This window comes from Stenotrophomonas sp. STEN008 (assembly GCF_056760435.1).
In genome coordinates, this window is the sequence record NZ_JBRRET010000018.1 from 35,945 (window position 1) to 61,032 (window position 25,088).

General features: G+C 68.2%; 29 protein-coding genes. 12 read left to right on the forward strand and 17 right to left on the reverse strand.

The genetic code is table 11. The features are described from left to right. Positions 1–62 precede the first annotated feature (62 nt). Positions 63–1,310: an efflux RND transporter periplasmic adaptor subunit gene (locus ACVOME_RS10690; RefSeq protein WP_065174211.1), complete on the reverse strand. Its 1,248-nt coding sequence runs from the start codon at positions 1,308–1,310 to the stop codon at positions 63–65. 202 nt (positions 1,311–1,512) lie between these two features. Between ACVOME_RS10690 and ACVOME_RS10695 the strand changes: the two genes are divergently transcribed. Genes ACVOME_RS10695 through ACVOME_RS10705 form a run of 3 tightly spaced genes read left to right on the forward strand, consistent with a single transcriptional unit; the run spans position 1,513 to position 3,517 of the window. Beyond that, positions 1,513–1,698 (forward strand): hypothetical protein, encoded by a 186-nt coding sequence (locus ACVOME_RS10695; RefSeq protein WP_258012864.1) that lies wholly within the window; start codon positions 1,513–1,515, stop codon positions 1,696–1,698. Continuing rightward, positions 1,695–2,918, forward strand: coding sequence for a sensor histidine kinase (locus ACVOME_RS10700; RefSeq protein WP_263176897.1), 1,224 nt, complete (start codon positions 1,695–1,697; stop codon positions 2,916–2,918). The genes ACVOME_RS10695 and ACVOME_RS10700 overlap by 4 nt, the downstream gene beginning before the upstream one ends. Then, positions 2,915–3,517, forward strand: coding sequence for a response regulator transcription factor (locus ACVOME_RS10705; RefSeq protein ID WP_053516542.1), 603 nt, complete (start codon positions 2,915–2,917; stop codon positions 3,515–3,517). The genes ACVOME_RS10700 and ACVOME_RS10705 overlap by 4 nt, the downstream gene beginning before the upstream one ends. Before the next feature lie 90 nt (positions 3,518–3,607). Here ACVOME_RS10705 and ACVOME_RS10710 read toward each other — a convergent pair whose 3' ends face one another. The 9 genes from ACVOME_RS10710 to ACVOME_RS10750 all read right to left on the reverse strand — a co-directional run bounded on the left by ACVOME_RS10710 (position 3,608) and on the right by ACVOME_RS10750 (position 11,501). Further along, complete coding sequence (locus tag ACVOME_RS10710; RefSeq protein WP_065182014.1) at positions 3,608–4,144, reverse strand: cytochrome b; 537 nt, start codon at positions 4,142–4,144, stop codon at positions 3,608–3,610. Further along, positions 4,141–5,244, reverse strand: coding sequence for a catalase family peroxidase (locus tag ACVOME_RS10715; protein ID WP_180876922.1), 1,104 nt, complete (start codon positions 5,242–5,244; stop codon positions 4,141–4,143). Before ACVOME_RS10715 ends, ACVOME_RS10710 begins: the two co-directional genes overlap by 4 nt. Before the next feature lie 141 nt (positions 5,245–5,385). Next, complete coding sequence (locus ACVOME_RS10720; protein ID WP_053516540.1) at positions 5,386–6,753, reverse strand: leucyl aminopeptidase family protein; 1,368 nt, start codon at positions 6,751–6,753, stop codon at positions 5,386–5,388. Between the two features lie 3 nt (positions 6,754–6,756). Continuing rightward, positions 6,757–7,476, reverse strand: a complete 720-nt coding sequence (locus ACVOME_RS10725; RefSeq protein ID WP_065174216.1) for an HAD family hydrolase — start codon at positions 7,474–7,476, stop codon at positions 6,757–6,759. A 31-nt stretch (positions 7,477–7,507) separates the two neighbouring features. Next, positions 7,508–8,617 carry an AI-2E family transporter gene (locus ACVOME_RS10730; protein ID WP_111186484.1) on the reverse strand — a complete coding sequence of 370 codons (1,110 nt, stop codon included), beginning with the start codon at positions 8,615–8,617 and terminating at the stop codon, positions 7,508–7,510. Positions 8,618–8,684: 67 nt separating this feature from the next. After that, a complete protein-coding gene (locus ACVOME_RS10735; RefSeq protein WP_053516536.1) occupies positions 8,685–9,122 on the reverse strand; it encodes a hypothetical protein in 438 nt (145 codons plus the stop codon). Next, complete coding sequence (locus ACVOME_RS10740) at positions 9,119–9,589, reverse strand: phage holin family protein (RefSeq protein WP_053516534.1); 471 nt, start codon at positions 9,587–9,589, stop codon at positions 9,119–9,121. Before ACVOME_RS10740 ends, ACVOME_RS10735 begins: the two co-directional genes overlap by 4 nt. Before the next feature lie 9 nt (positions 9,590–9,598). Next, entirely contained in the window at positions 9,599–9,964 is a 366-nt protein-coding gene (locus tag ACVOME_RS10745) for a hypothetical protein (protein ID WP_053516533.1), read from the reverse strand. A 103-nt stretch (positions 9,965–10,067) separates the two neighbouring features. Next, positions 10,068–11,501 carry a Do family serine endopeptidase gene (locus ACVOME_RS10750; RefSeq protein WP_053516532.1) on the reverse strand — a complete coding sequence of 478 codons (1,434 nt, stop codon included), beginning with the start codon at positions 11,499–11,501 and terminating at the stop codon, positions 10,068–10,070. Positions 11,502–11,992: 491 nt separating this feature from the next. On the opposite strand from ACVOME_RS10750, the gene ACVOME_RS10755 reads away from it, so the two are divergent. Both ACVOME_RS10755 and ACVOME_RS10760 read left to right on the forward strand, forming a co-directional pair. Then, on the forward strand, positions 11,993–12,820 hold the full coding sequence (locus tag ACVOME_RS10755) for a histone (protein WP_481505073.1): 828 nt from the start codon (positions 11,993–11,995) through the stop codon (positions 12,818–12,820). A gap of 136 nt (positions 12,821–12,956) precedes the next feature. Continuing rightward, positions 12,957–13,643 carry a hypothetical protein gene (locus tag ACVOME_RS10760; protein ID WP_065182009.1) on the forward strand — a complete coding sequence of 229 codons (687 nt, stop codon included), beginning with the start codon at positions 12,957–12,959 and terminating at the stop codon, positions 13,641–13,643. Between the two features lie 14 nt (positions 13,644–13,657). On the opposite strand, the gene ACVOME_RS10765 is transcribed toward ACVOME_RS10760, so the two are convergent. Beyond that, positions 13,658–14,017, reverse strand: a complete 360-nt coding sequence (locus ACVOME_RS10765; RefSeq protein ID WP_481505074.1) for a DUF1428 domain-containing protein — start codon at positions 14,015–14,017, stop codon at positions 13,658–13,660. A 274-nt stretch (positions 14,018–14,291) separates the two neighbouring features. Here ACVOME_RS10765 and ACVOME_RS10770 point away from each other — a divergent pair, with 274 nt between their 5' ends. After that, positions 14,292–14,864, forward strand: coding sequence for an OmpO family porin (locus ACVOME_RS10770; RefSeq protein WP_053516527.1), 573 nt, complete (start codon positions 14,292–14,294; stop codon positions 14,862–14,864). Between the two features lie 186 nt (positions 14,865–15,050). Next, positions 15,051–15,722, forward strand: a complete 672-nt coding sequence (locus ACVOME_RS10775) for a response regulator transcription factor (protein ID WP_053516559.1) — start codon at positions 15,051–15,053, stop codon at positions 15,720–15,722. A gap of 9 nt (positions 15,723–15,731) precedes the next feature. Here ACVOME_RS10775 and ACVOME_RS10780 read toward each other — a convergent pair whose 3' ends face one another. Continuing rightward, the gene (locus tag ACVOME_RS10780) at positions 15,732–16,121 is read right to left on the reverse strand and encodes a DUF6165 family protein (protein ID WP_065174221.1); all 390 of its coding nucleotides are present in this window, start codon (positions 16,119–16,121) and stop codon (positions 15,732–15,734) included. A gap of 164 nt (positions 16,122–16,285) precedes the next feature. On the opposite strand from ACVOME_RS10780, the gene ACVOME_RS10785 reads away from it, so the two are divergent. After that, entirely contained in the window at positions 16,286–16,978 is a 693-nt protein-coding gene (locus ACVOME_RS10785; RefSeq protein WP_481505075.1) for a TorF family putative porin, read from the forward strand. 54 nt (positions 16,979–17,032) lie between these two features. Here the strand turns inward: ACVOME_RS10785 and ACVOME_RS10790 are convergent, their stop codons facing one another. Continuing rightward, a complete protein-coding gene (locus ACVOME_RS10790) occupies positions 17,033–17,500 on the reverse strand; it encodes a YehS family protein (RefSeq protein ID WP_481505076.1) in 468 nt (155 codons plus the stop codon). A gap of 85 nt (positions 17,501–17,585) precedes the next feature. On the opposite strand from ACVOME_RS10790, the gene ACVOME_RS10795 reads away from it, so the two are divergent. Next, positions 17,586–18,077, forward strand: a complete 492-nt coding sequence (locus ACVOME_RS10795) for a hypothetical protein (protein WP_481505077.1) — start codon at positions 17,586–17,588, stop codon at positions 18,075–18,077. Between the two features lie 88 nt (positions 18,078–18,165). After that, positions 18,166–18,918 carry an SDR family NAD(P)-dependent oxidoreductase gene (locus ACVOME_RS10800; RefSeq protein ID WP_065174225.1) on the forward strand — a complete coding sequence of 251 codons (753 nt, stop codon included), beginning with the start codon at positions 18,166–18,168 and terminating at the stop codon, positions 18,916–18,918. Between the two features lie 98 nt (positions 18,919–19,016). Here ACVOME_RS10800 and ACVOME_RS10805 read toward each other — a convergent pair whose 3' ends face one another. The 4 genes from ACVOME_RS10805 to ACVOME_RS10820 all read right to left on the reverse strand — a co-directional run bounded on the left by ACVOME_RS10805 (position 19,017) and on the right by ACVOME_RS10820 (position 23,120). Next, on the reverse strand, positions 19,017–19,895 hold the full coding sequence (locus ACVOME_RS10805; RefSeq protein ID WP_481505078.1) for an SPOR domain-containing protein: 879 nt from the start codon (positions 19,893–19,895) through the stop codon (positions 19,017–19,019). A 21-nt stretch (positions 19,896–19,916) separates the two neighbouring features. Then, positions 19,917–21,605 (reverse strand): arginine--tRNA ligase, encoded by a 1,689-nt coding sequence (gene argS, locus ACVOME_RS10810; protein ID WP_053516518.1) that lies wholly within the window; start codon positions 21,603–21,605, stop codon positions 19,917–19,919. A 113-nt stretch (positions 21,606–21,718) separates the two neighbouring features. Continuing rightward, positions 21,719–22,423, reverse strand: a complete 705-nt coding sequence (gene radC / locus ACVOME_RS10815; RefSeq protein ID WP_065174506.1) for a RadC family protein — start codon at positions 22,421–22,423, stop codon at positions 21,719–21,721. 70 nt (positions 22,424–22,493) lie between these two features. Then, entirely contained in the window at positions 22,494–23,120 is a 627-nt protein-coding gene (locus tag ACVOME_RS10820; RefSeq protein WP_053516509.1) for a response regulator, read from the reverse strand. 227 nt (positions 23,121–23,347) lie between these two features. Between ACVOME_RS10820 and coaBC the strand changes: the two genes are divergently transcribed. After that, positions 23,348–24,610 (forward strand): bifunctional phosphopantothenoylcysteine decarboxylase/phosphopantothenate--cysteine ligase CoaBC, encoded by a 1,263-nt coding sequence (gene coaBC, locus ACVOME_RS10825; RefSeq protein WP_481505079.1) that lies wholly within the window; start codon positions 23,348–23,350, stop codon positions 24,608–24,610. Further along, positions 24,607–25,080: a dUTP diphosphatase gene (dut, locus tag ACVOME_RS10830; RefSeq protein WP_053516506.1), complete on the forward strand. Its 474-nt coding sequence runs from the start codon at positions 24,607–24,609 to the stop codon at positions 25,078–25,080. The genes coaBC and dut overlap by 4 nt, the downstream gene beginning before the upstream one ends. Positions 25,081–25,088 lie beyond the last annotated feature (8 nt).

Genomic DNA, 25,088 nt, shown 5'->3' on the forward strand with positions numbered 1-25,088 from the left:
TGCGTGGAACGGTGTCGTTGTCGAACGGTGCCGCTGGCGGCGCCCCGGAAGGCGCCGTGCCGCTACTGCGTTTGCTTCTGCTGGACCCGGGTGCCATCGCGCAGGGTGTCCGGCGGGTTGACCACCACCAGCTCGCCGGCATTCACACCCTTGAGCAGCTGGCGATCCTTGCCCATGGCCTGGCCAGCCTGGACCGTGCGCTGCTGCACGCGGTTCTCGTCGCCGAGCACGAAGGCCACCGATGCACCCTCGCGCTCGACCACCGCGCCTGCCGGCACACGCACGCCCTGCGGCTTGGCTTCAGCCTGCGGCGCTGCCTGTTCCAGGAAGCTGACCCGCACGCCCATCTCCGGCACGATGCGCGGGTCCTTCAGCTTCAGGGCCACACGCACCTTCACCGTCGCCTTGCCCCGGTCGGCGGTGGGGATGATGGCGATCACCTCGGCCGGAATCTTCCATTCCGGATAGGCATTGAGGATGGCTTCCACCGGCATCTTCGGTTGCACGCGGCCGATGAAGGCTTCGCCGACCTCGACCTCGATCTCCAGCGAATCCATGTCGACGATGGTGCCGATGCCTGTGCGGGTGAAGCCGCCACCGGCCGACAGCGGCGAGACGATCTCGCCCGGCTGTGCCGCCTTGGCCGTGACCACGCCGGAGAACGGCGCACGCACGATGTTGTTGTCCACCCCAAGGTCGGCGATCGCCAGCTGGTCGTTGGCGACCTTCACGTTGCGCTGTGCGGTTTCCAGCTGCGCGCGCAGGCTGTCGCGCTGGGCCACGGCCTGGTCGTACTGCGAGCGCGAGACCAGCTGCTGCCCGACCAGCGCCTGCAGCCGGCTGGCCTCTGCCGCCGCCTGCCTCTGCTGTGCCTCCAGTCCGGCCACCTGGCTGCGTGCGGCCTGCAGCTGCGAGGCATACAGACTGCGCTGCGCGTCGGCATCGATCGGGTCGAGGGTGGCCATGATCTGTCCGGCCTCCACGCGCATGCCTTCTTCGATCATCACCTCGCGCACCTTGCCGGTGATCTTGGCCGACACCGTAGCCATGCGCCGGGCGACGACATAACCACTGGCATCGAGGACCGAGCTGCTGGCGCTGCCCTGCTGGATGGCGACCGCCGGTGCGGTTTCCACCTGCACGGCCGGAGTGCGGCCGAACAGCGCGAAGGCGCCTGCGGCCAGGAGCAGCACCACCGCGATCACGGCAATCCACAGCCAGCGGCGCCCGCTGCCACCACCACCAGAGGCAGGCGGCGGTGACTTGCGTTCGATACGGAGTTCCTTCAACAGCTCGGCAGAAGCGTTCATTCGTTCCATCACAGGCGTTCGGGCGGGTGTGACCGGAAGGGCGGACAGCGGCGGTTCCGGCAGTGGAGCGTGCGGCACAGCATGACGGCAGGCACGGGGATGACGGCAGTGACAGCTGTCATCCGATGACCTTGACGGTGGCAACTGCGAAACGTGACCAAGGGGGCGCAGGATGGCAACGTCCCCGCTACCGGTACCGCCCATGGCTCCGATCGCCCCGTCGCTGGCTGGCCTGCAGCAGGTGCAGGTGCGTCGTAACGGCGCCGGCAAGAGTACCGCGATCAGCGGGCTGTTGCGCCTGCGCAGGCCTGGCGGAGGGCAGCGCACGCGGCCGGCAGGGCCGTCCTGGCGCGCCCGCGCCTGCGCAGGAGCGGCTGAACTGGCATGATCGGCAGCGATCGTTCCCGCCTGGACCCTCCCGTGTCATCGAGCTGGCTGGCCTCCCTGCTGCGCCCTGCGCCGGACTCGGCGGTCGCCGACACGCTGCGGCGTGGCAAGTCGCCCTGGAGCGAGGCGATCCATCTGCTGTGGTCGGTGTGGATCTTCCTGACCCCGCTGCTCGGCCATGGGTTCACCCTGCGCTGGCTGCTGCTGACTCTGGCCAGCTACCCGCTGTTCCTGCTGCTGTACGCCAAGGTGCTGGTGTCGCCCCGCCACCACGCAACCCGTTATGCGCTGGGTCTGATTGCAATGGCCCTGGTCCTGCTGCCCTGGTATCCGTCCGGGCTGACCTACTTCGTGTTCGGCTGCGTACTGATGCGGGTCAGCGGGCGTGGTGGCTGGTGGCGGTACCTGCTGCAGTTGACCGGTCTGAACATCGTGTTCTGCGTGGTCGCGCTCGCGTTCGAGTATCCCTGGCAGAGCCTGGTGTGGATTCCGGCGGTGTCGTACATCGTCGGCCTGGTCGTCAATGTCGAGGCGCTCAACCAGGAGAAGGAGGCGGCCCTGCAGCTGTCGCAGGAGGAAGTACGTCGCCTGGCGGCGACCGCCGAGCGTGAGCGGATCGGTCGCGACCTGCACGACCTGCTGGGCCACACGCTGTCGCTGATCACCCTGAAACTGGAGCTGGCACGCAAACTGCACGATCGCGGCGACGCGCGCGCGCGGCAGGAGATTGGCGAGGCCGAGGCCATCGCCCGCGAAGCGCTGGCGCAGGTGCGCAGTGCGGTCACCGGCATCCGGGCCAGCGACCTGGCCGGGGAGCTGGCCTCGGCGCGGCTGCTGCTGGAGTGCCAGCAGGTGCATCTGCAGTACGCGCCGCCGCCGCCGATGCCGGTGGAGGTGGAGCGTGGCCTGGCGCTGGTCCTGCGGGAGGCCGCGACGAATATTGCCCGCCATGCGCAGGCGACACAGGCGCGGGTGGACTTCATGAAGGAAGGAAAAGTACTGGTGATGCAGATCCGCGATGATGGCCGGGGTGGCATGCAGGCCGAGGGCAATGGACTGAGCGGCATGCGTGAGCGCACTGCGGCGCTGGGCGGGTATGTCACCGTGCAGTCTCCGCGCGGCGAGGGCACGGTGCTGAGCGTGCGCGTGCCGCTGTCGGCGGCCACTGTCCCGTTGCCGCCCGCTGCACCCGCGCCGGTGGCGCAGGATGGCGCGGCATGATCCGCATCCTGCTGGCGGAAGACCAGGCCATGGTGCGCGGCGCACTGTCCGCATTGCTCAGTCTGGAGGCGGACATCGAGGTGCTGGGCAGCGCCGCCGATGGCGAGGCCGCCTGGCGCATGCTGCAGCAGCTGAAGCCGGACATCCTGGTGACCGATATCGAGATGCCCGGTCTGTCAGGGCTGGAACTGGCCCAGCGCATCGCACGCCACGAACTGCCCATCAAGGTGGTGATCGTGACCACCTTCGCGCGCGCCGGTTTCCTGCGCCGCGCGCTGGACGCAGGCGTGCTCGGCTATCTGCTCAAGGACGCGCCAGCGGAGAACCTGGCCGATGCACTGCGCAAGGTGAAGCAGGGCGTGCGTGCGATCGACCCACAGCTGGCACTCGATGCCTGGTCACAGGCGGACCCGCTGACCGACCGCGAGCGGCGCGTGCTGCGCCTGGCGGGCGAAGGACGGACTGCCAGCGAGATCGCCGAGCAGCTGGGGTTGTCGCACGGCACGGTGCGCAACTACCTGTCCGAGTGCATCGGCAAGCTGGGCGTGGCCAACCGGATCGAGGCGTACCGGCTGGCACGGCAGAAGGGCTGGCTGTAGCGGAGTCGCTCGACCCTTTTGAGCCGAGCCATGCCCGGCGGCTCCCGAGGGGTTCCCTGGCCCACGAGCGATCGACAGGCCGCAGTCGCGTCAGTCCTTCCCGCGCGCCATCGCCTGGAACACGCCATCGCGGCGGACCCACAGGTGGAAGAGGGCGGCACCGACATGCATCAGCACGGTGGCGAACAGCACGTAGGCCAGCAGGCTGTGCGCGCTGCGCAGCGCTGCATACAGTGCCGGTGTGTGCGGCACGATCGGTGGCAGGTGCAGTCCGCCCCCCAGCACGATGGGGTAGCCTCCCGCGGACAGCATTGCCCAGCCCACCAGCGGCATTGCCAGCATCAGCGCGTACAGCATCCAGTGCGATGCCTTTGCCGCCATCACCTGCCACACCGGAAGATCGGCCGGCAGCGGCGGCGGCCGATGGCGCAGGCGGTTGTACAGGCGCAGCAGCACCAGCACGCCGATCGCGATGCCCAGCGGGCGGTGCAGGTCGAGCAGCATCGGCCGCAGGTGCAGCGAGGCGACCATGGTCACGCCGATGAACAGCATGGCGATGATCATCACCGCCATCGACCAGTGCAGTACCCGCGCCAACAGGTTGAAGTGGCCATTGCCGGTACTCATCGTGCAGCCTCCTTCGGTTGCGCTGCCGCTCCGGCCGCGCGCTCGCGCTCGCGCCGGTTGAACGACTGCGAATAGACCGCCGACCGCGCGGCCAGGATCGGATCATCACTGCCGCGGATGCCGCTGGGCAGGATCAGCGGGTCGAAGTTCAGCTCGCCGCAGGCGCCCTGTTCCTGCGACTGCATGCGGTCCAGGCTCAGCACGCCTGCCACCACCGTTTCCCGCGCGTCCGGCCAGGGCACCGACGGATCGTCGATGGCGTCCCCCGGTTCGGCGATGCTGACCACCAGGTCCCATTGCACCGGGCCGGCCGCCAGCCGGCGCTGCAGGTCCTGGCTGAGGAAATCGACATCGGCGCGCTTGCGGGCGTCGGCATCAAGCTCGGCGACCGGCGTGCGGGGCTGCCATTGCCAGCGAACGGCGCGTCGCTGGCCCTGCGCATTGGTGAACCAGAAGCTGTTGACGCTGTTGAAGCGGGTATTGGCCCAGCTGTCGGTCCACGGCGCGGTCCGTGCCCATTGCTGGAACGCCTGCGCGCTGGGGTACTTGGCCAGCACCGCCGCCATCTTCTGCGGGTCGGGCTTGCCGGTTGCCGGATCCGGGATCTGCGCCTGCGTCTGTTCGAAGAAGGCCTCCGCCGTCGGCACCGCGAAGAACGGGAAACTGTTCATCGCCATCCGCCATTCCTGGCCATCGTCGCTGACCAGCTGCAGGGCGATGCTGCGCACCCGGGCGCTGCCATCGGCCCCATGGGGATCGCCACCACCGATCGACAGGCGGCCCAGCACCGGCACCCGGGCCTGCGAGAACACGCGCGCGCTGGACAGCGTCGGCGCCTGTGCACTGGGTGCGAACCAGCCACTCACGCACACGCCCTTGCTGTGCGCACGGCGGAACCCGGGATGGGCCGGGCCGGTGGCCTCGATGGTGTCGGTGAAGCGTTGCGCGGTGAGGCGGTGGCCGACCCAGCCGGCCAGCCAGGCAAAGCCCAGCGTGATCCCGCCAAGAATCAGGGCGATCAGCGCGATCCAGGGCAGCGGCGAATGCCTGCGCGGTGTGCGCGGCCCCTGGCCGGCGCGGGTGTAGCGGAAGAGCGACATGGTCGGAGTCCTGCCTTCACGGAATGTGTGGGTGGTCGACCGACACATCCTCGCAGAACCCGACCGTGGCCGGAATTCAATTTTTCGTCACAACCCGGTGGAGCGGACCCCTGTCCGGCTCCACCCGCGCATCGGCTGCGCTCAGGCGTAGCGTGCCTTCAGCATCGCCCAGGCCGAGCGTAGGGCCAGTGCTTCGCCGCCGGCCGGGCGGCCCGGCCGTTCGCCATCGTTCCAGGCGTACACATCCAGGTGCGCCCAGCGCTGGCCATCCTCAAGGAAGCGCTCCAGGTACAGCGCGGCGGTAACCGAGCCCGCCATGCGCGAACCGGCATTGGCCAGGTCGGCGATGCCGCTGCTCAGGTAACGCAGGTAGGGACGCCACAGCGGCATGCGCCAGACCGGGTCGCGCGTTTCATCTCCGGCCTGCAGCCACTGCTGGGCGACGGTGTCATCGTTGCTGAAAAGTGCCGGCAGGTCCGGGCCCAGCGCGATGCGCGCAGCGCCGGTCAGGGTCGCGAAGTCCAGAACCAGGTCCGGCTTCTGCTCAGCGGCGAAGGTCAACGCGTCGCACAGGATCACACGGCCTTCGGCGTCGGTGTTGTCGATCTCCACGCTCAGGCCCTTGCGGGTGGCGATGACTTCGCCCGGACGGAACGCATCCGGGCCGATCGCGTTCTCCACCGCCGGCACCAGCAAGGTCAGGCGCACCGGCAGCTGCTGGGCCATCACCAGTCCTGCCAGGGCCAGCGCGTGCGCGGCGCCGCCCATGTCCTTCTTCATGTTGCGCATGCCATCGGCCGGCTTGATGTCCAGCCCACCGGTATCGAAGCACACGCCCTTGCCGACCAGCACCAGCGCCGGATCCGTCGCCTTGCCCCAGCGCAGCACGACCAGGCGCGGCGCGCGATGCGATGCGCGGCCGACGGCATGGATGGCCGGGAAATTCTGCGCCAGCAGCGCATCACCGGTGATCGCTTCGACCTCGGCGCCGTGCGCCGCTGCCAGCGTGCGTGCGGCCTCTTCCAGCTGCTGCGGACCCATGTCTTCGGTGGGCGTGTTGACCCAGTCGCGCACGCGCAGGCTGGCGGCGATCAGATCCGCCACTTCCCCGGTCGGTGCGGCAACCAGCTGCGCCGGGTGCCGGTTGCGCTTGCGGTAGCGGTCGAAGCGATAGCTGCCCAGGCCCCAGCCCAGCTGCAGCAGTGCCTGCTCGCTGGCCGGCAGCTCACTGGCGAGCTGCCACACGCTGCCTTCGGGCAGGGCGTGCGGCGCGTGCGCATAGCTGTAGGCATCGCCGCGATCGCCCACGCCCATCACCGCACCGGCCAGACCCTCGCTGCCGGGCAGCAGGGCGATGCTGTGCGAGCCGGCGGTGAAGCCCTGCGAGGCCAGCCAGGCCTGCGTGGCGGCCGGCTGCCCGGCGTTCCAGCGGGCGAACTGCTCGCGATCCAGCACGTACAGCGGCAGTGCGGCAGAAGTGTCGGCGGTGAAGCCCGTGATCTCGCTCATGCGTCAATTGCTCCGGGGTGCGGTGGCGCCGAGGTTGGCGTCCAACCAGTCGGCCAGGCCGGTGAGGGTGTCGAACTGCAGGTCGGGCTGCAGCTGCGGATGGGTCCAGGTGGCGGCGTCGCGGTTGATCCAGCAGCCGCGCAGGCCGGCGGCGATGGCGCCGGCCACGTCCATCTCGATGTGGTCACCGACATGCAGCACCTGCGCCGGGGCCACGCCCAGCCGGGCACACGCGGCATGGAAAATGCTCGCCTCCGGCTTCGCCGCGCCATGTTCGCGCGCACCCAGCTGGAAGGCGAAATGATGGGCCAGCCCGATCCGCTGCAGGTCCGCATTGCCATTGCTCAGCGCGGCCACCGGTACCCGCGCGGCGATACGCGCCAGGGCATCGAGGGCATCGGGATAGCACTCCACCTGGTTGCGCGCGGCATAGAACGCTTCGTAGGCCGGCTCCAGCAGGTCCAGGCTGGCGCCGCTGTTCTGCAGCGCCTCACGCAGCGTCAGCCGGCGCAGCGCGCTCAGGTCATGATGCAGATGCGGGTTGTCGCGGAACGAGCGCTCGCGCAGTTCGCGCATCGCCGCCAGCGGATACATCGCGGCGGTGGCCGGGCTGTGTTCACGCATCCAGTCGTGCAGCACCTGGTCGATGCGGGCGCCGATCGGTGCGAACGGCCACAGCGTGTCGTCGAGGTCGAGGGTGATGGCAAGGACGGGGAAATTCACCCGGTCATTCTACGCCTGCCCGCGCGCGCTTTCATTCCAGCAGGCGCGCCCAGCCCTGCATGCCGTCCAGCCGGGCCAGCACCAGCTTGATGCAGACCAGCAGCGGCACCGCCAGCAGCAGCCCGATCATGCCCCAGGCCCAGCCGAACACCATCAGTGCCAGGATCAGGACCAGCGGCGAGAGCTTCATGCGCCGGCCCAGCACGATCGGGGTCACCAGCTGGCCCTCCAGGGTATGCAGGCCCAGATACGCCGCGGCGGGCAGCAGTGCCTGCAGCGGGTCGCGGAATTCGACGAAGCCCATCAGCAGCATCAGCGCTGCTCCGATCAACGGGCCCACATAGGGCGCGAAGTTCAGCAGTGCCGCCACCGTCCCCCACAGCAGCGCTTCCTGCAGGCCGATCCCCAGCAGCATCAGCACGCCCGCGAAAACCAGGCCGACCAGCGTGTTGATCACGCTGATGGTCAGCACATAGCGCGACACCTCGCGCTCGATCGAGCGCAGGATGTCGCTGGTGAAGCGCTGTTGCTGGCGGTTCGGGAACAATGCGATCGCCGCGCGCTGCAGGCTTTGCCCATAGATCATGAAGAACAGCGTCAGCAGGACCACGGCCAGTACCGAGGCGGCCAGCCGGGGTGCGCGGGTCAGCATGCGATAGGGATCGTCCAGCTGGGTCCGGATCACCTGCACCTTGCGATTGCTGTCGCCGCCGGCAACGCGGGCGAAGTTCTCGGCCGCCAGATTGGCCTGCTGCACCGGCTTGGTCAGATCCTGTACCTGCCGGGCGACCTTGCGCAGCTGTTGTGGCGCTTCCTGCGCCCATTCCATCGCCGGGCCGATCAGCTGCACGGCCAGCGAGCTGGTCACGCCCAGGCCGGCACCGAGAACCAGCAGCGCTCCCAGCGCCCGCGGAATCCACAGCTTCTGCAGCAGGCGCAGGATCGGGTTGCCGACCAGCGCGAAGAACATCGCCAGCAGTACCGGCAGGATGATGTCCTGTGCGGCCCACAGCGTGTAGGCCACCGCCAGCGTTGCCAGCACCACCAGCGACATCGGCCCGCGCGGGCGGGTGGGCGGCGGAAGGGCGGCAGCAGACGGTGCGGGTTCGGCCGGTGACGGGGACAGGAGGGACTCGCTCATCGACGTACCGACCGGGAAGGGGAGCCTATTATCCGTCCGCCGCGGTCAACGCGGCGGATGCTGTTCGTCAACGTTCGGACAGTTCGGTGGCCGCTTCGGCAGGCCGCGGTTCGCGCGCCTCAGGCTCGGCAGGTGGCGCGGAAGCGGGTGCCGCGGCAGCGGGAGCGACCGGGTCGGCGGCGGCTTCGGCAGTGTCGGCCGCATCGTCTGCGGTGTCGGCGGCGTAGGCTGCCACCGCGGCAGCCAGTGCTGCCTGGCCGCTGGCCACCAGGCTGGAGACCGAGCCGATCATCTGCAGCCAGCGCGCACCGTTCACTTTGCCCGGCACTTCCAGCTTGCCGGCCACGAAGCCACCGGCCAGGCCGACCACCACGATGCGCAGGGGAGACCAGCCCCGGCGCCAGACCTCGCTGAGCACGGTCCAGTTGTCCTGGGTTTCACCCATGCGCACGGCCACCACCTGTTCGCAACGCTTCACCCGCCGCTGCAATGCGCCGAACTTCATGGCTTGCCCTCCGGAATCTGTACGCCGGCATCGGGATCGTCTTCGCTGGGCTCGTCGAACAGGCCAAGGCGCGACAGCTGGCGCCGGGTAGCGTGCATGCCGGTGTGGTGGAAGAAGTAGGACACCCGCCAGATCGCATAGCCGGTTACTGCGAGGCTGATCAGCGAGGTGATCAGAAGCGCCTGCAGCCAACTCAGGCCCCAGCTCTGCAGCAGGGCGATGAGCGTGGCGGCCATCAGCAGCCAGGCCGAGGCCCCGAACACGATCGCCACGCCCGCCCAGGCCAGGGCCCGGCCGAACGCACTGCGGGCGAGCGCGAAATCCGACGAGGCCAGGCGACGCAGCGAGCGCAGCGTGTGCTTGGCCGAATCGGCGGCGGCGCGACCGGCCGCGCCGACCTGGCGGATGCTCTCGTCCAGCGGCGGGGTGGCCGCCGGATCGGGGCGTTGCGTGTTGTCTTCGCTCACGCCGTGGACTTACTTGTCGCTGCTGCCGCGAGCCAGCTTGGCGATGATCCAGCCAGTGGCGAAGGCAACACCGAACGATGCCAAGGGACGTTCACGGATCAGTTCAGCGGCGCTGTCGATCAGATCCTTGCCCTTGTCCATCAGTGCATCGACCTGTTCCTTGGCGGCAGCGCCGCCGAATTCAGCCGCAGCCAGGCCGGACAGCGCCGTGTCGGACAGCTCGGCCTTGACGTTGGCCTTGCCGATGCGCAGTTCGTCGGTTGCAGCGCCGGTCGCGCCCTTGATCGCACCGCCGGCAGCACTGGCGGCCTGCTTGAGGTGGGAACCGGCTTCACCCAGGTGTTCCTTCAGGTTCTCGGTATTGGTGGGGCTCATCGAATCACTCCTGTTGCGATGGGGGAACAGACGATCGGCTTCAGCCGACAGGGACGTACAGCAATAGCACTGGCCGGGTATAGGGGGTGTTACGGCGGAGCGATCAGCGCATCACCAACTGGCCCTGCTGCTGGCCGTTGTTGCGCAGGATGCGCAGCACCAGGGTCGGTGGCCGCTGCTGGAAATTGGCGCGCCAGCTGGCCAGGTCGGCGAATTCACCCACCGTGGCATCGGTGATGATGTCGCCCTGCTGGAGCCCGTTGCTGGCTGCGCGGCTGCCGCGCTTGACCTCGCTGACCAGCACCCCGCGTACGCCGGACTGGCGCAGCGATTCGGGCAGGTCGACGAAGGTCGCGCCGCCCAGGCGCGGGTCCAGGCTGTCGCCGCTGGCGGCGCGCGCCTGCTCCTTCAGCGTCGCCCGGATCTGCAGCGGCTTGCCTTCGCGGCGCACGTCCAGCGCCAGTACGCTGCCTACCGCTGCCAGGCCCTCCACGTTGTGCAGGGCTTCGGCGCTGTCCACGCGCTGACCGTTGGCGGCAACCACGACGTCGCCCGGCTTCAGCCCGGCCGCCGCACCGGCCGAACCGGCCAGTACCCGGGTGATCAGCGCGCCGCGGGTTTCGCCCAGGCCCAGGCCCTGGGCGATCTGCGCGCTCAGGTTCTGGCTTTCCACGCCCAGGGTGCCGCGCACCACCACGCCATGCTTGACCAGCTGGTCGACCACGCTGCGCGCCAGGTTGGTGGGAATGGCCAGGCCCAGGCCGATGTTGCCGGCCATGCTGCCCTGCGGGTTGAAGCTGGCGGTGTTGATGCCGACCAGCTGGCCCTGCAGATCGACCAGCGCACCTCCGGAGTTGCCCGGGTTGATCGAGGCGTCGGTCTGGATGAAGTTCTGGTAGCCCAGCCCACGGATGCCACTGCGGCCGACCGCCGAGACGATGCCCGAGGTCACCGTCTGGCTGAAGCCGAACGGATTGCCGATCGCCACCACGAAGTCGCCGACCCGCAGCTGGTCGCTGTTGCCGAGCTTGATCTCGGTGAGGTTCTGCGCCGGGATGCGGATCAGGGCGATGTCGGTGTCGCGGTCCGAACCGAGGAATTCGGCCTTGACCGTGCGCCCGTCAGCGAGCGTCACCTGCACGTCATCGGCGTTCTCGATGACGTGGTGGTTGGTCAGCACCAGGCCTTCCTTCGCGTCGATGATGACGCCCGAACCCAGCGATTCGTTGATCCGTTCCTGCGGGATGTCCGGGAACAGGCGGCGGAAGAACGGGTCGTTGAAGAAGGGGTTGCGTACCCGTACCACCTGCTTGGTGTTGACGCTGACCACGGCGGGCATGGTCTTTTCCAGCATCGGTGCCAGCGAAGGCACCGGCTGGCCGGCGACCGAAGCCGGCAATGCGGCGGTGGCCGGAAGGGCAGCCGGCAAGGGCGCGGCGTCGGCGCGGTTGTCCAGGTGGGCGTTGATGCCGGTGGCGACGAATCCACCGAAGGCGGCGGCGATTGCGAGCGTGAGAAGAGTAGGTAGCGGTCGCATGGGAGTCGGTTCGCAGGCGTGGGATGGGGGCCGTTGGCCCATACGGTAAAACAAGCTGAATGAATCTGCCGCGGCGTGGATAAATGCGCGATGAAAGAGACCCTCGTCGATGCGGCGCCCGACGACGGCTGACCCGCCTGCGGTGCGGTCGGCCATCGGCGCTACACCGATAGGGTGTGTCCGCCGGCGTGGCCAGGACACCCTCTGATACTTGCGCAGTTCCGCCCATCCAAGGTGCACGATGGCACGTCGCGCGTGCAGGTTCCGGCAAGGGGCGTGCAGGCAGCCCGTCGCCGCGACGTGCACCTCAATCCGATGGCGCAGCGCTGAAAAAAAGGGGTTTGCTGCGGATCGACGGTAGCAGCACCAGCCTCCCCCTACACTACTATCGTCGCAGCAGACGCGATTGCAGGCGTACCACCCGTTCCACGATCGTCATTGTCGGTATAGCATCGCCCCGTTTTGACAATCCACGCCCCCAGGAGGGCAACATGAGCAACGGTAATGGTGTGTCGGTCGTGACCGACGCCGTCGAGAACGCGAAAGAAACCGCCACCAACGTCGGCGAGACCATCGCCCACGCCGCTGAAGACGCAGTGAAGTCGGTGAAGAAGACCGTCAAGCGCGCCCGCAAGGCCGCCACCACCCGCGTCGCCAAGGCCAAGAAGGCCGTGGCCAAGGTCGAGAAGACCGTTGCCAAGAAGGCCGAGAAGGCCGCCAAGTCGGTCGGCAAGACGGTCGCCAAGGCCAAGCAGAAGCTGGAAGCCGCCAAGAAGAATGCCAAGGCCGAAGCCGCTGCCCTGAAGAAGGAAGTGGCCAAGAAGAAGGCCGCTGCCGGCAAGACTGTCGCCAAGAAGGCTGCTGTTGCCAAGAAGTCCACCAAGGCCGCCACCAAGGCTGCCGGCAAGAAGGTCGCCACGGTGAAGAAGGCTGCGACCAAGAAGGCAGCCGCCACCAAGAAGACGGTCGCCAAGAAGGCCGCCGCCGCGAAGAAGGTTGTCGGCAAGAAGGTGGCCACCGCCAAGAAGGCCGTGGCCAAGAAGACGGTCGCCGCCAAGAAGGTGGCTGGCAAGAAGACCGTGGCCGCGAAGAAGGTTGTCGGCAAGAAGGTTGCCGCTACCCGCAAGGTCGCCGCCAAGAAGACGGCTGCCGCCAAGAAGGTTGTCGGCAAGAAGGCCGCTGCCACCCGCAAGACGGTTGCCAAGAAGGCAGCGACCACCAAGAAGGCCGTCGCCCGCAAGGCTGCGCCTCTGAAGAAGGCTGCTGCCAAGAAGGCCCCGGCGAAGAAGGCCGTGCGCAAGGCTGCCAAGCGCAAGTAATCGCGCGAGCGGCGAAGGCCCCTCCGCCCTGCCGGGTGGTGGGGCCTTCTGCGTTCATGGGGGGGACAACGGCCCGGCATGAAGCCTGCGGGGTCGTCCTGGGGCAAGATGAAGTCCCTCCGCTGGAGTTCCCATCATGCGTGGCATCGATTTCAGTTCCTGGCAGGGTGTGCTTTCCACGTTGGCCGGCCTGGTGCTGATCACGCTGCTGGGTGTGGGTATCCGCCTGCTGGTGATGCAGACCCTGCAGCAGCGCCGCGAGCGCGAGAACCGGCAGATCAACGAACGGCTGCGCACGCTGATGGCCGCCTACAAAACCCTGGGCGGTTCGTTCACCGGTGAGCTGGGGGTCGACCCCAGTCATCTGCGCGACCTGCGCCAGCGCGCCCATGAGCAGGGCATCGTCGAACCCGGTTCGGATCGCGCGCGGCGCATCCGCGACGCCGTCGAAGCGGCCTTGTCGGACATCCTGCTGCTGGGTACCGATGAGCAGGTGCGGCTGGCCGCGCGCGCCGCCGATGAGCTGGCGCAGGGACGACCGGTGCACACGCATGAGCTGGTGGTGTCGCTGCGCGATTTTGTCCGCGAAGCCCTGGATCTGGCGCCGATCCCGGCCGATCTGCAGATTCCACGGCAGGGCCCGACCCGGCCCGCGGGCGGCAGCGGGGGCGGCAAGGGCCGCCCTGAAGGCGAAGGCAAGGGCGGTCGTGCGGGCGGAGGCGGAGGAATGGGCATGGGCGCCGGCATGGGCGGGCTCGGCCTGGGGGCCGGCGCCGCCCTGGGCGCCGGCACTGCCGGAGAAGACGACGCAGGTACGCGCTGAGCGCCGCGAAGGCGTCAGCGGGTCAGTTCGTAGATGGGTGTGAAACCGCCATAGATCATCCGCGCACCGTCGAACGGCATCGGGTTCTTCGCGGGGTCCAGGCGCGGGTCTTCCATCATCTTCTGCATGCCGGAATCACGGGTGGCCTTGTCAGGCCACTCGATCCAGGAAAACACCACCGCCTCTTCCGGTGTCGCTTTCACTGCGCCGAAGAAGTCCGTCGTCTTGCCACGCGGCACGTCATCGCCCCAGCACTCGACCACGCGCAGCGCCCCGTACTCGATGAAGACCACGTCGCCGCTTCGCGCATGGGCGAGGAACTTTTCCTTGTTGGCGGTGGGAACCGCCAGAACGAAACCATCGATGTAACTCATTGCCTGCCTCCGTGATGGACCGCACTGCATGTGCGGCCTTCTTCTGTTCGACGAACCAGGGCGCCGCAGATCGACACGGTCGCGATCGAAGCATTCAGGACGTACCCGCGCGCCGCGCGTATGCCAGAGACCGCCTGAATCAAGCCAAAAAATTCAGCAATGCGAAGGTTGCTGTTTTCAGGGTGCGTTGTGGCGAATAACGGAGAATTTACATTCCCGATGCGACGGCGCTTCCGCGCTGCTGCTCACCATAAGAAAGTAAAGGTGTACCCCCATGAAGAATTCGCTGATTGCCCTGGCGCTGGCTGCTGCCCTGCCGTTCTCCGCCTCGGCTGCCGAGAACCTGTCCTACAACTATGCTGAAGCCAACTACGCCAAGACCGACATCGACGCGTTCAAGGCCGACGGCTGGGGCGTGAAGGGTTCCTACGGCTTCCTGCCGAACTTCCACGCCTTCGGTGACTACAGCCGCCAGGAAATCGACCACACCAACCTCAAGCTGGACCAGTGGAAGGTCGGTGTCGGCTACAACCAGGAAATCGCACCGTCGACCGACTTCGTGGCCCGCGTGGCGTACCAGAAGCGTGACCTGGAGCATGGCCTGGATTTCAACGGCTACAGCGCTGAAGCCGGCATCCGCACCGCGTTCGGTGCCCACGCCGAAGTCTACGGCATGGTTGGTTACGAAGACTTCTCGAAGAAGCGCGGCATCAATCCGGAAGGCGAGTGGTACGGCCGCCTGGGTGGTCAGGTGAAGCTGAACCAGAACTGGGGCCTGAACGGCGAGCTCAAGATGAACCGCGACGGTGACAAGGAATACACCGTCGGCCCGCGCTTCAGCTGGTAATCGCTGCAGGCGCTCTGCGCCCTGCGTGCATCGACAGGCCCGGCATCTGCCGGGCCTGTTGCGTTCCACCCAACCGAAATGAAATCTGACTGCGGCTGCGCAGTCGATGCTGCATTGCAACGAATTGGATTCCGCCGTTGCAGGGCGCGACCTACGGTGGGCATCCACTTCCGCCGGATCCGACTGATGCCGCCCGCCCCCGCCACCCCGCATACCGGGAAGCTGCGCCGCCTGGCGCTGCTGGATCCGCATCCGGTGCTGCGGCTGGGCCTGGAAGTGTTGTTATGTGAGCACAGCGGTCTGCAGGTCCGTGGCAGCTTCGCCAATGAAGCCGACCTGCTGTCGCTGCTGCATCAGCAGCCCGGTTGTGTCGATCTGCTGGTGATCGATGCCCTTCCGCTGGGTGACCAAGGGGTTGGCCTGCAACTGCTGCGCACGCTGTCGCAGCAGTGGCCGTCGTTGCCGGTGCTGGTGCTTTCAGCCCATTGCAACGCCAGCACGGTGGTGACGGCCATGCAGGCCGGCGCGCGCGGCTTCCTGTCCAAGGCGACCGCACCGCGCGTGCTGCTGCGGGCTGTGGAGGTGGTGGCCCGGGGTGGGCGGTTCGTGCCGCCGGAACTGCGCCCGCAGTTGAGCCGCTCGCGGGCGCGCCGCATGCCCTCATTGATGCCGCTCAGCCGCCGCGAGCGCGAGGTGCTGCGCCTGGTGCTGGAAGGCTGCAGCACCGGCGAAGTCGCGCAGCGCTTCGGCCGTTCCGCAAGCACGGTCAGCTCGCAGAAAAAAGCCGCCTACCAGAAGCTCGGCATCCGCAGCGACGGCGAGCTGTTCCGCATCCGCCACCTGCTCGAATGCGGCTGAAACCCGGGCTTATTCCCCCTGGTACTGCTTCTCTTCGACCAGTGCCGACCCCGCAACGCGGTTGATCTCGTTCTTGACCTGCACGCGCTCGCCATTGGTACCGTACACGCCGCGCGCCAGCTGGACGAAGGCATCATCGAACACCTGTGCCGCTTCCTTGTCGCGCAGCTGGTCCTGGATGTCCCACATGCGCTCGTTGATGGCCTTGAGCTGCTGCTTCAGCGCGGCAAGTGCCGGCTGTGCCTGCAGCTGCTGCTGCAGCAACGGCAGCAGGCCGTCCAGCTCCGTCCGCACATTGGCCAGCTTGGTGGCATCGCCGATGCGTTCGGCCTTGATCTCGAGAATGGTGATCTTGTCGATCAGCTCGCCGATCGATACCGGCGTCAGGATGGCGTCCATGGGTGGTTTCCTGGAAACAGGCGGCCATCATACCGCGCCACTGCCAAGCGGTTTTACGCTGATTTTGCGCCCCGGCCACGGTAGCGCCATCGAACCGTTACGGCCCGGCCATCGACACTGCCGTCCCGGCGGTTGAGCCGCCATTGGATGAGGAATGATGTGCAGTGGACAGCAAGGGAATGATCGCGGCGGTGGCCGCGGCGGTGGCGGGACTGCTGGGCGTGGGCAGCGCGCAGGCACAGGTGAGCGGCAACGCCACGTTGACCAGCGATTACGTCTGGCGGGGCAGTTCGCAGAGTGACGGCGACCCGGCGGTGCAGGCCGGAGCGAAGTTCGCGCTCGCGTCCGGGTGGTATGCCAGCGGGTGGGGCTCGAACGTATCGTTCAAGCCGGACAACGGCGCACGCAGCGAGTTCGATCTGGTGGCGGGCTGGTCCGGCACACCGGCCGCGGACTGGACGCTGGACGCCAACCTGACCCGCTACGTGTATCCGGGGACAGCCCGCGCGCTGGACTGGACAGAGTTCGCTGCCACGGTGGGCTGGAAGCAGCGGACCTGGCTGCAGGTCGCGCATTCCAGCGATGCCCTGGGCGGTGGCCATCGCGGTACCTACGCACAGTTGGGCGTGCGCCTGCCGCTGCACGAGCGCATCCGGCTTGAAGCGGCCGTGGGCCACTACTGGCTGGCGGCCGCGCAGGGGCCGGATTACGTGCACGGGCAGCTCAGCGCCATCGCCACGTTGGCTCCGGCGTGGGAAGTGCGGGCCACCGTGCATGACACCGATACCGCGGCCAGACGCCTGTTCCCGGGCAACGCGGGCGGGCGCTGGGAACTGGCGCTGCAGGGCAGCTTCTAGCGGGCCGGCGCCGCCACGACGGTATCGGCCACCCATGGGCCGGTACCGCGCGGCTCAACCGCGCAGGCGCTGGCTCAGGCCCTTGAGGAAGTTGCGCAGCATCTGATCCAGGCAACGTCGGTAGGTGGCATGCCCGGGTTGGCGGAACAGCGCCCCGATCTCGGACTTGGATACCTTGAAGCCGGCGCTGGCGAAGATGTCCATCAGATCGACGTCGCGCAGCTGGAACGCCACGCGCAGCTTCTTCAGCACCAGGTTGTTGTCGATGCGGGTTTCCACGGCGCGCTGCGGCTGGCTCTCGTCGCGGCCGCGCAGGTGCACGATCAGGCCATCCAGGAAGTGCGCCAGCGCACTGTCGTCCATCGGCACGAAGCCGGCTTCATCCTCGCGCCGCAGCCAGGCCCTGGCCTGCTCGAGATCCACCGCGAAGGTCGGGTCGGCCAGCTGGCACAGGGCCACCACGTGGTGGTCGCCCAGGTCCAGGGAGTAGCGCACGCTGCGCAGTACATCATTGTTGATCATGGCCCATTGTAGCGGTCCGGCCGTTGTCACCGGATTGTCACCGGATTGAAGCATCGTGAGCGCTGTTCCGTAGAGACCTCGTCCGATGCGCCGGTACCTCGTTCTCCTCCTGCTGGCGGCCAGCAGTGTTGCCGCCCATGCCCAGGACCGTTTTGTTCCGGTCGAACAGCGGCTCACTGCGGCCCAGCTGGCCGAAGTGGGGCTGAGCCCGGCCCAGCTGCAGGCGTTGAACCGCGTGCTGCGCCAGGCAGAGGCCGCGTCGCCTGCCATTTCCGCGGCCACGGCCGCCCCCGCCGGCGCGCCGCTGCCTGCGAATGTTCCGGCGCCGGCAGCCATGCACCTGGGGCTGGAAGAAGGCCCGTTCAGCGCACGCGTGGTGGGGGAGGTGGCCGGTTGGGCCCCCGGCACGGTGTTCACCCTCGACAACGGACAGCAATGGCAGGTGATGAAGGGACAGATGAAGCTGCGCAGGGCCCTCCAGGCGCCGCAGATCGAAGTGATCCCGGGCATCGCCGGCCGCTGGTTCCTGCAGGTCGACGAGGATCTGCCGAAGGCCCGCGTGTTCCGCCTGCGCTGAGTGTGCCCGGCGCGAAGACCGATCAGGCAAGGCAGGGTCCTGCCGACGGTGCCAGAATGGGGGTCCCGTTCCTCCACGGAGTTGCCTGATGTCCCGCACCGTCCTGATTACCGGCGCCACGTCCGGATTTGGCGCCGCCGCCGTCCATCGCTTCGCCCAGGCAGGCTGGAAGGTGATCGCCACCGGCCGTCGCAGCGATCGCCTGCAACCGCTGGTCGAGCGCTATGGCAAGGACGTGGTGCACGCAGCGGCGTTTGATGTCCGCGATCCGATCGCAATGGAAGCGGCGCTGCTGGCGCTGCCCCCCGCATTCGGTGAGATCGACCTGCTGGTCAACAACGCCGGTCTCGCGCAGGGCACCGCTCCGGCGCAGAGCGCCAGCCTGCAGGACTGGACGACGATGATCGATACCAACATCACCGCCCTGGTGACGTTGACCCACCGCCTGCTGCCGCAGCTGGTCGAACGCAGGGGTGCGATCATCAACATCTCGTCGGTTGCCGGTGTCTACCCGTACCCGGGCGGCAACGCGTATGGCGGTACCAAGGCGTTCGTCAGCCAGTTCTCGCTGGGCCTGCGTTCGGACCTGCACGGTACGGGCGTGCGTGTGACCACCATCGAGCCGGGCATGGCCGAGACCGAGTTCACGGTGGTGCGTACCCACGGTGACCAGGCCGCGTCGGACAAGCTGTACTCCGGCGCCAACCCGATGACCGCCGAGGACATCGCCGAGCAGATCTTCTGGGTTGCCAGCCTGCCGCCGCATCTGAACATCAACCGCCTGGAACTGATGCCGGTCAGCCAGTCGTTCGCCGGCTTCCAGGTCGCGCGCGAGGGCTGACCTGCGTGCCTTCAGGGCCGCCCGGCGTGGGTCGGCCCTGCGGGGCCCAAAAAAGAAAGCCGGGCAATGCCCGGCTTCTTCCGTTCAGACCCGAACGATCACTGTGCCTTGATCGCCATCGCCTGCAGGCCGGTGCCATCCAGCTTCTGCTTGGCTTCGGACAGCTCACCGGCGCTGCCGTAGGGCCCCATGCGCACGCGGTACACGGTCTTGCCATTGATCTGCGCCGACTCCACCCGTGCCGCCAGGCCCATCATCGCCAGCTTGGCCTTGGTGGCCTCGGCGTCGCCGGAGGCGCCGAACGCACCTGCCTGCAGGATGTAGCGCGCGTTGTCGCCGGCCACGGCCGGTGCTGCAGCGGCGGCCGGCGGCGCGTCCACGCGGGCGGCCTGCGCGGTCGATGCCGTGCTGGTCGCCGCCGGACTGGTCGTGGCCGGTGCAGCCGTTGCCGGGCGTTCGCTCAGCGGGGCAGGCAGCGGACGGCTGGTCGCGGTCAGCGGTGCCGTGCTGGCGACACTGGCCGTCGCGGTCGGTGCCGGCGTTGCGGGGACCGGTTTGCCCTCCAGCGCCGCCTGCGCGCGCTGCGCTTCGGCCTTGGCCCGGCGCTGTTCCTCGGCGCGGGTGCTGGCAGCCAGTTCGGCATCGGACATCTCCACTTCCTTGCCGGGCAGCAGGGTGTAGAAGTCGTACTGGGTCGCCGCCGGCTTCTCGGCTTCGGCCGGTTTCGGCGTGGCCGGTTGTGCGGCCGGCTGCGTGCCGACATCGCTGTCGGCATCGGCGACCGGCGCCGGCTGCGCGTTCGGGTTCGGCTGCGGACCGGCGCGCAGGAAGCCATCGCCCTCGCCCTTGAACAGATTCGGCGCCGCCAGGAACACCACGGCGGCGATGGCCACACCGGCGACCAGCCACACCCATCCCGGGGTGCCCTGGCTGCTGCTGTTGCGTCGTGCCTGGTTTTTGCCGCGTCGTGCTGCCATGTGTACTGCGTCTCCTGATGCTTACATTTTTTCCGGGGCGCTCACGCCCAGGAGGTCGAGGCCATTGGCCAGCACCTGACGCGCCGCGCAGGCCAGCGTCAGCTTGGCGTTGCGATCGTCGGCGTCGTCCACCAGCACCGGTGTCCCGTGATACCACGTGTGGAAGGCATGCGCCAATTCACGCAGGTACTGCGCCACCAGATGCGGCTCCAGCGCCACGCCGGCGGCTTCGACCACTTCCGGATAGCGCGAGATCTCGTTCATCAGCAGCAGCGAGGCGTCATCGGCCAGGCGCACGAGCTGCCCCAGGCCACTGCCCTGGTCATAGGCCAGGCCCTTCTCCTGCGCCTGGCGGAGCAGGCTGCACACGCGGGCATGCGCGTACTGCACGTAGAACACCGGGTTGTCGTTGCTCTGCTGGCGGGCCAGATCGATGTCGAAGGTCAGCTGCGAATCGGGCTTGCGCGCGATCAGGAACCAGCGGGTCGCATCGCGTCCAGCTTCTTCGATCAGGTCGCGCAGGGTGAAGTAGCTGCCGGCACGCTTGGACAGCTTCACTTCCTCGCCGCCGCGCATGACGGTGACCATCTGATGCAGCACATACTCGGGCCAGCCCTGCGGGATGCCCACTTCCAGCGCCTGCAGGCCTGCACGCACGCGCGCCAGCGACCCGTGGTGGTCGGCGCCCAGCTCGGTGATCGCGCGCTCGTAGCCGCGCTGCCATTTGGACAGGTGGTAGGCCACGTCCGGCACGAAGTAGGTGAAGGTGCCGTCGGACTTGCGCATCACGCGGTCCTTGTCGTCACCGAAGTCGGTGCTGCGCAGCCACAGTGCGCCGCCTTCCTCGTAGGTGTGGCCGGACGCCTGCAGCTTGGCCACGGTTTCCGCGACCTTGCCATCGGCGTACAGCGAGCTTTCCAGGAAGTAGATGTCGAAATCGACGCCGAACGCGGCCAGGTCCAGGTTCTGCTCGTTGCGCAGGTAGGCCACCGCGAAGCGGCGGATCGCCTGCATGTCGTGCGGATCCTTGGCGCCGACCACGAGGGTGCCTTCCAGGTCGACGCTGGCGCCGGCCATGTAGGCTCGCGCGACATCGGCGATGTACTCGCCGCGGTAGCCGCCTTCCGGCCAGCCCTCCTGGTCGGGGGCGATGCCCTGGACGCGGGCCTGCACCGACAGCGCCAGGTTCTCGATCTGCACGCCGGCGTCGTTGTAATAGAACTCACGCTTGGCGTTCCAGCCGTTGGCGTCGAGCACGCGGGCCACGCAGTCGCCGATCGCCGCAGCGCGGCCATGGCCGACGTGCAGCGGACCGGTCGGGTTGGCCGACACATACTCCACGCCCACCGTGCGGCCGTTGCCGGACAGGTTGCGCCCGTAGTCGTGGCCTTCCTTGATGACCGAGGCGGCTTCGCGCTGGTACGCGGCCGGAGCCAGATGGAAGTTGATGAAGCCGGGTCCGGCGATCTCGACTTTGCTGACGTCCTCGCTGCGCGGCAGCGCCTCGACCAGTGCCTGCGCCAGTGCGCGCGGGTTGCTGCGCGCGGCCTTGGCCAGCAGCATTGCGGCGTTGGTGGCGAAGTCGCCATGGTCACGGGTCTTCGGGCGCTCGACCACGAAGTCCGGCGGCAGGGAGTCGGCGGGCAGGGTGCCATTGGCGCGCAAGGCTTCGATGCCTTGGCTGATCAGGGCGCGGAGGAGATTTTTCACGAGGCCTGCTGTGAGAATGAGCGGCGGAATCGCCCATTTTAGCGCAGATGCCGGCGGCCACGCTGACCGTTGCCTGCCTGTGCGGTCCCCCGGGGTCGGCCGGGGGGCCGGGCTCAGCCGAACAGGCGGGCCTGGCGCTGGCCCAGCAGGCCACGTTCAGCAAACGAAACAGGACGGCCTTCGCCCACTACGAAATGGTCGAGCAGGCGGATGTCGACCAGGGCCAGGGCCTGCTGCAGCTCCTCGGTGATGCGCGCGTCGGCCGGCGATGGCTCCGGGTCGCCGGACGGGTGGTTGTGGCTGATGATCACGGCGGCGGCATTGAGCTGCAGGGCGCGCCGCACGACCTCCCGTGGATAGACCGCCGCTGCGGTGAGGGTTCCGGCAAACAGTTCCTCGCACGCGATCAGCCGGTGGCGGTTGTCCAGGAACAGCACCAGGAACAGTTCGCGGGCCTGCCCGCGCAGACGGTGCTGCAGGTAGCGCCCCACCGCCCCGGGATTGTCGCCAACTGCTTCGCCGTGCTGCAGTTCGGCGGCCAGGTACCGGTGGGCCAGTTCCAGGCCGGCGGCAAGGGTGCAGCTGCGGGCCGGCCCCAGCCCGGGCAGTCGTGCCAGCTCGCCGGCAGGCCGGTCCAGCAGCACCCGTAGCGGACCGTGCGCGTGCAGCAGGTCGCGTGCGGTCTGCACGGCATCGCGGCCGCCGACCCCGGAGCCGAGGAACAGCGCCAGCAACTCCGCGTCGGACAGCATGGTGGGACCCCGCGCCAGCAGCTTCTCGCGGGGACGTTCCTGTTCAGGCCAGTCATGGATGGGCATGCCTGCATCATCGCCAGCGGCGCCCGGCGCTCCCATCGGCGCTTGCCGCCGATGACCGTCAGCCGATGCCTCAATCGCGCACGGTCTTCAGGTAGTCGAACAGTTCCTGGTTGCTCTGCAGTCCCAGCTTGCGCTTGGCCTCGGCCTTCTGCCGGCTGATCGTCTTCGGGCTGCGGCCGCAGCGGGCCGCGATGGCGTTGATGTTCAGGCCCTCGGCGAGCAGCTGCAGGACTTCCTGCTCGCGCGCGGAGAGCGAGACCGGTGTGCGCTGGAACAGCAGGTCGCGCGACTGCAGGTGATGACGCAGCTGCTGTGAGACGAATACCTGGCCGGACATGGCTGCCGCGAGCGCCATCGGCAGTTCGGCGAAGCCGGCGCATTTGTCGACCAGGCCATCGATGCCTTCGCGCAGCAGCCTGTCCAGCAGTCCCGGGTGGCGGGCACCGGTCAGCACCACCACCGGCAGGCCCGGATGACGCTCGCGCAGTGCGCCCAGCAGCGCAGGGCCGTCGGGGCCGACGCCGGGCATGGACAGGTCGGTGAGGACGGCATGGCAGGTTTCACGCTGCAGCAGGTCGAGCAGCTGGGCACCGTCGGCCGCGCTGCCGGCCACCTGCATCTGGTGAGCCTCCAGCACGATACGGATGCCATGCAGTACAACCGGATGGTCGTCGGCGATGATGATGCGCGGTTGCACGCGGGATCCTCGGGGAAGCGGAGCGGCGCACCGGAGGTGGCCAGTACCGATTCTGCAAAGCCGACCAGGGCACGGGTATAGGAAAGTTCCGAATCATCGGCGGGTGAACCCGGGAACTGCGGTAGTGGAAGTTCCATCTGCTGATAGCTGCCAGCTATGTGCGCTGTGCATCGGGACATTACCGACCATCGGGTAAGCTAGCGCCCTCGTTTGCACAGGAATTCCAGGTGGCTGACTCCCCCAACGCATCCCCCGCGCCGGCCGGCGCGCTGGAAGGCCAGAAACTGCTGTTGTGTGTCGGCGGCGGGATTGCGGCTTACAAGGCCCTGGAACTGGTGCGGCGGCTGCGCGATGCCGGGGCGCTGGTGCAGGTGGCGATGACTGCCGGCGCCCAGCAGTTCGTGACCCCGCTCAGTTTCCAGGCCCTGTCCGGGCAGCCGACCCGCACTACGTTGTGGGACAGCGCCGCCGAACAGGCCATGGGCCACATCGAGCTGGCGCGCTGGGCCGACCGCATCGTGATCGCACCGGGCACCGCCGACCTGCTGGCGCGCCTGGCCCATGGTCACGCCAACGACCTGGTCAGCACGTTGTGCCTGGCCAGTACCGCGCCGCTGACCGTGTGTCCGGCGATGAACCATCGCATGTGGCTGCATCCGGCCACGCAGGCCAACATCGCACTGCTGCGCCAGCGGGGCGCGCAGGTGATCGGACCGGTCGACGGGCCGTTGGCCGAGGGTGAGTCCGGCCCGGGGCGGCTGGCCGAGCCGGGTGACATCGTTGCCGCGCTGGCGGCCAACGGCAATGCCGTGGCGCCTGCCGCGCCCGCGGCAACCCGCGCGCTGCAGGGACTGCGTGTGCTGATCAGCGCCGGACCCACCTACGAGGACATCGACCCGGTGCGCTACGTCGGCAACCGCAGCAGCGGCAAGATGGGCTTCGCACTGGCCGCGGCCGCGGCGACGATGGGGGCGCAGGTGGTGCTGGTCAGTGGTCCCGTGCAGCTGCCGACGCCGGTCGGCGTGCAGCGCGTCGATGTGCGCTCGGCCGCGCAGATGCGCGACGCTGTGCTCTCATCGCTGCCGGCCGACATCTATATCGGTGCCGCCGCCGTGTCCGACTACACCCCGCGGCAGGTGGCGCCGCAGAAGCTGAAGAAGACCGCCGACAGCCAGTCACTGGTGATCGAACTGGTGCGTACCCCGGACATCCTGGCCGAGGTGGCCGCGCAGACGCAGTCGCTGAAGCTGGTGGTCGGTTTCGCCGCCGAAACCCACGACGTGGAGAAGTACGCGCGTGGCAAGCTGGTCGACAAACGCCTGGATCTGGTGATCGCCAACCAGGTCGGCATCAGTGGCGGTGGCTTCGAAAGTGACAACAACGCCGCCACGGCCTTCTGGCAGGATGGCGAACAGGTATTCCCGGCGACCTCCAAGCGCGAGCTGGCCGAACAACTGCTGGCGCTGATCGCGCGGAGACTTCAGGCATGACCCAGGTGATTTCATCGCAACCGTTGCAGGTCAAACTGCTCGATCCGCGCTTCGGCGACAGCTGGCCGCTGCCGGCGTATGCCACCGAGGCCAGTGCCGGCATGGACCTGCGCGCAGCGCTGGACACCGCGCTGACTTTGCAGCCGGGCGATACCGCGCTGGTTCCCAGTGGCCTGGCCATCCACATTGCCGATCCGCACCTGTGCGCGGTCATCCTGCCGCGTTCGGGCCTGGGCCATCGCCACGGCATCGTCCTCGGCAACGGCACCGGCCTCATCGACGCCGACTACCAGGGTCCGCTGCTGATCAGCGTCTGGAACCGGGGCCGCGAGGCCTTCACGATCGAGCCGGGTGACCGCATCGCGCAGCTGGTGGTGGTTCCGATTGCCCGCGTCAGCCTGCAGGTGGTGGATACTTTCACCGACAGCGTGCGGGGAACGGGTGGATTCGGCCATACCGGGGTGCGTTGACGGGGGAC

Excerpts from the sequence above, each read along its gene's own strand:
- ACVOME_RS10690 (WP_065174211.1), bottom strand. The coding sequence starts at position 1,310 with ATGAACGCTTCTGCCGAGCTGTTGAAGGAACTCCGTATCGAACGCAAG.
- ACVOME_RS10695 (WP_258012864.1), top strand. The coding sequence starts at position 1,513 with ATGGCTCCGATCGCCCCGTCGCTGGCTGGCCTGCAGCAGGTGCAGGTG.
- ACVOME_RS10700 (WP_263176897.1), top strand. The coding sequence starts at position 1,695 with ATGATCGGCAGCGATCGTTCCCGCCTGGACCCTCCCGTGTCATCGAGC.
- ACVOME_RS10705 (WP_053516542.1), top strand. The coding sequence starts at position 2,915 with ATGATCCGCATCCTGCTGGCGGAAGACCAGGCCATGGTGCGCGGCGCA.
- ACVOME_RS10710 (WP_065182014.1), bottom strand. The coding sequence starts at position 4,144 with ATGAGTACCGGCAATGGCCACTTCAACCTGTTGGCGCGGGTACTGCAC.
- ACVOME_RS10715 (WP_180876922.1), bottom strand. The coding sequence starts at position 5,244 with ATGTCGCTCTTCCGCTACACCCGCGCCGGCCAGGGGCCGCGCACACCG.
- ACVOME_RS10720 (WP_053516540.1), bottom strand. The coding sequence starts at position 6,753 with ATGAGCGAGATCACGGGCTTCACCGCCGACACTTCTGCCGCACTGCCG.
- ACVOME_RS10730 (WP_111186484.1), bottom strand. The coding sequence starts at position 8,617 with ATGAGCGAGTCCCTCCTGTCCCCGTCACCGGCCGAACCCGCACCGTCT.
- ACVOME_RS10735 (WP_053516536.1), bottom strand. The coding sequence starts at position 9,122 with ATGAAGTTCGGCGCATTGCAGCGGCGGGTGAAGCGTTGCGAACAGGTG.
- ACVOME_RS10745 (WP_053516533.1), bottom strand. The coding sequence starts at position 9,964 with ATGAGCCCCACCAATACCGAGAACCTGAAGGAACACCTGGGTGAAGCC.
- ACVOME_RS10750 (WP_053516532.1), bottom strand. The coding sequence starts at position 11,501 with ATGCGACCGCTACCTACTCTTCTCACGCTCGCAATCGCCGCCGCCTTC.
- ACVOME_RS10755 (WP_481505073.1), top strand. The coding sequence starts at position 11,993 with ATGAGCAACGGTAATGGTGTGTCGGTCGTGACCGACGCCGTCGAGAAC.
- ACVOME_RS10760 (WP_065182009.1), top strand. The coding sequence starts at position 12,957 with ATGCGTGGCATCGATTTCAGTTCCTGGCAGGGTGTGCTTTCCACGTTG.
- ACVOME_RS10765 (WP_481505074.1), bottom strand. The coding sequence starts at position 14,017 with ATGAGTTACATCGATGGTTTCGTTCTGGCGGTTCCCACCGCCAACAAG.
- ACVOME_RS10770 (WP_053516527.1), top strand. The coding sequence starts at position 14,292 with ATGAAGAATTCGCTGATTGCCCTGGCGCTGGCTGCTGCCCTGCCGTTC.
- ACVOME_RS10775 (WP_053516559.1), top strand. The coding sequence starts at position 15,051 with ATGCCGCCCGCCCCCGCCACCCCGCATACCGGGAAGCTGCGCCGCCTG.
- ACVOME_RS10780 (WP_065174221.1), bottom strand. The coding sequence starts at position 16,121 with ATGGACGCCATCCTGACGCCGGTATCGATCGGCGAGCTGATCGACAAG.
- ACVOME_RS10790 (WP_481505076.1), bottom strand. The coding sequence starts at position 17,500 with ATGATCAACAATGATGTACTGCGCAGCGTGCGCTACTCCCTGGACCTG.
- ACVOME_RS10795 (WP_481505077.1), top strand. The coding sequence starts at position 17,586 with ATGCGCCGGTACCTCGTTCTCCTCCTGCTGGCGGCCAGCAGTGTTGCC.
- ACVOME_RS10800 (WP_065174225.1), top strand. The coding sequence starts at position 18,166 with ATGTCCCGCACCGTCCTGATTACCGGCGCCACGTCCGGATTTGGCGCC.
- ACVOME_RS10805 (WP_481505078.1), bottom strand. The coding sequence starts at position 19,895 with ATGGCAGCACGACGCGGCAAAAACCAGGCACGACGCAACAGCAGCAGC.
- radC (WP_065174506.1), bottom strand. The coding sequence starts at position 22,423 with ATGCCCATCCATGACTGGCCTGAACAGGAACGTCCCCGCGAGAAGCTG.
- dut (WP_053516506.1), top strand. The coding sequence starts at position 24,607 with ATGACCCAGGTGATTTCATCGCAACCGTTGCAGGTCAAACTGCTCGAT.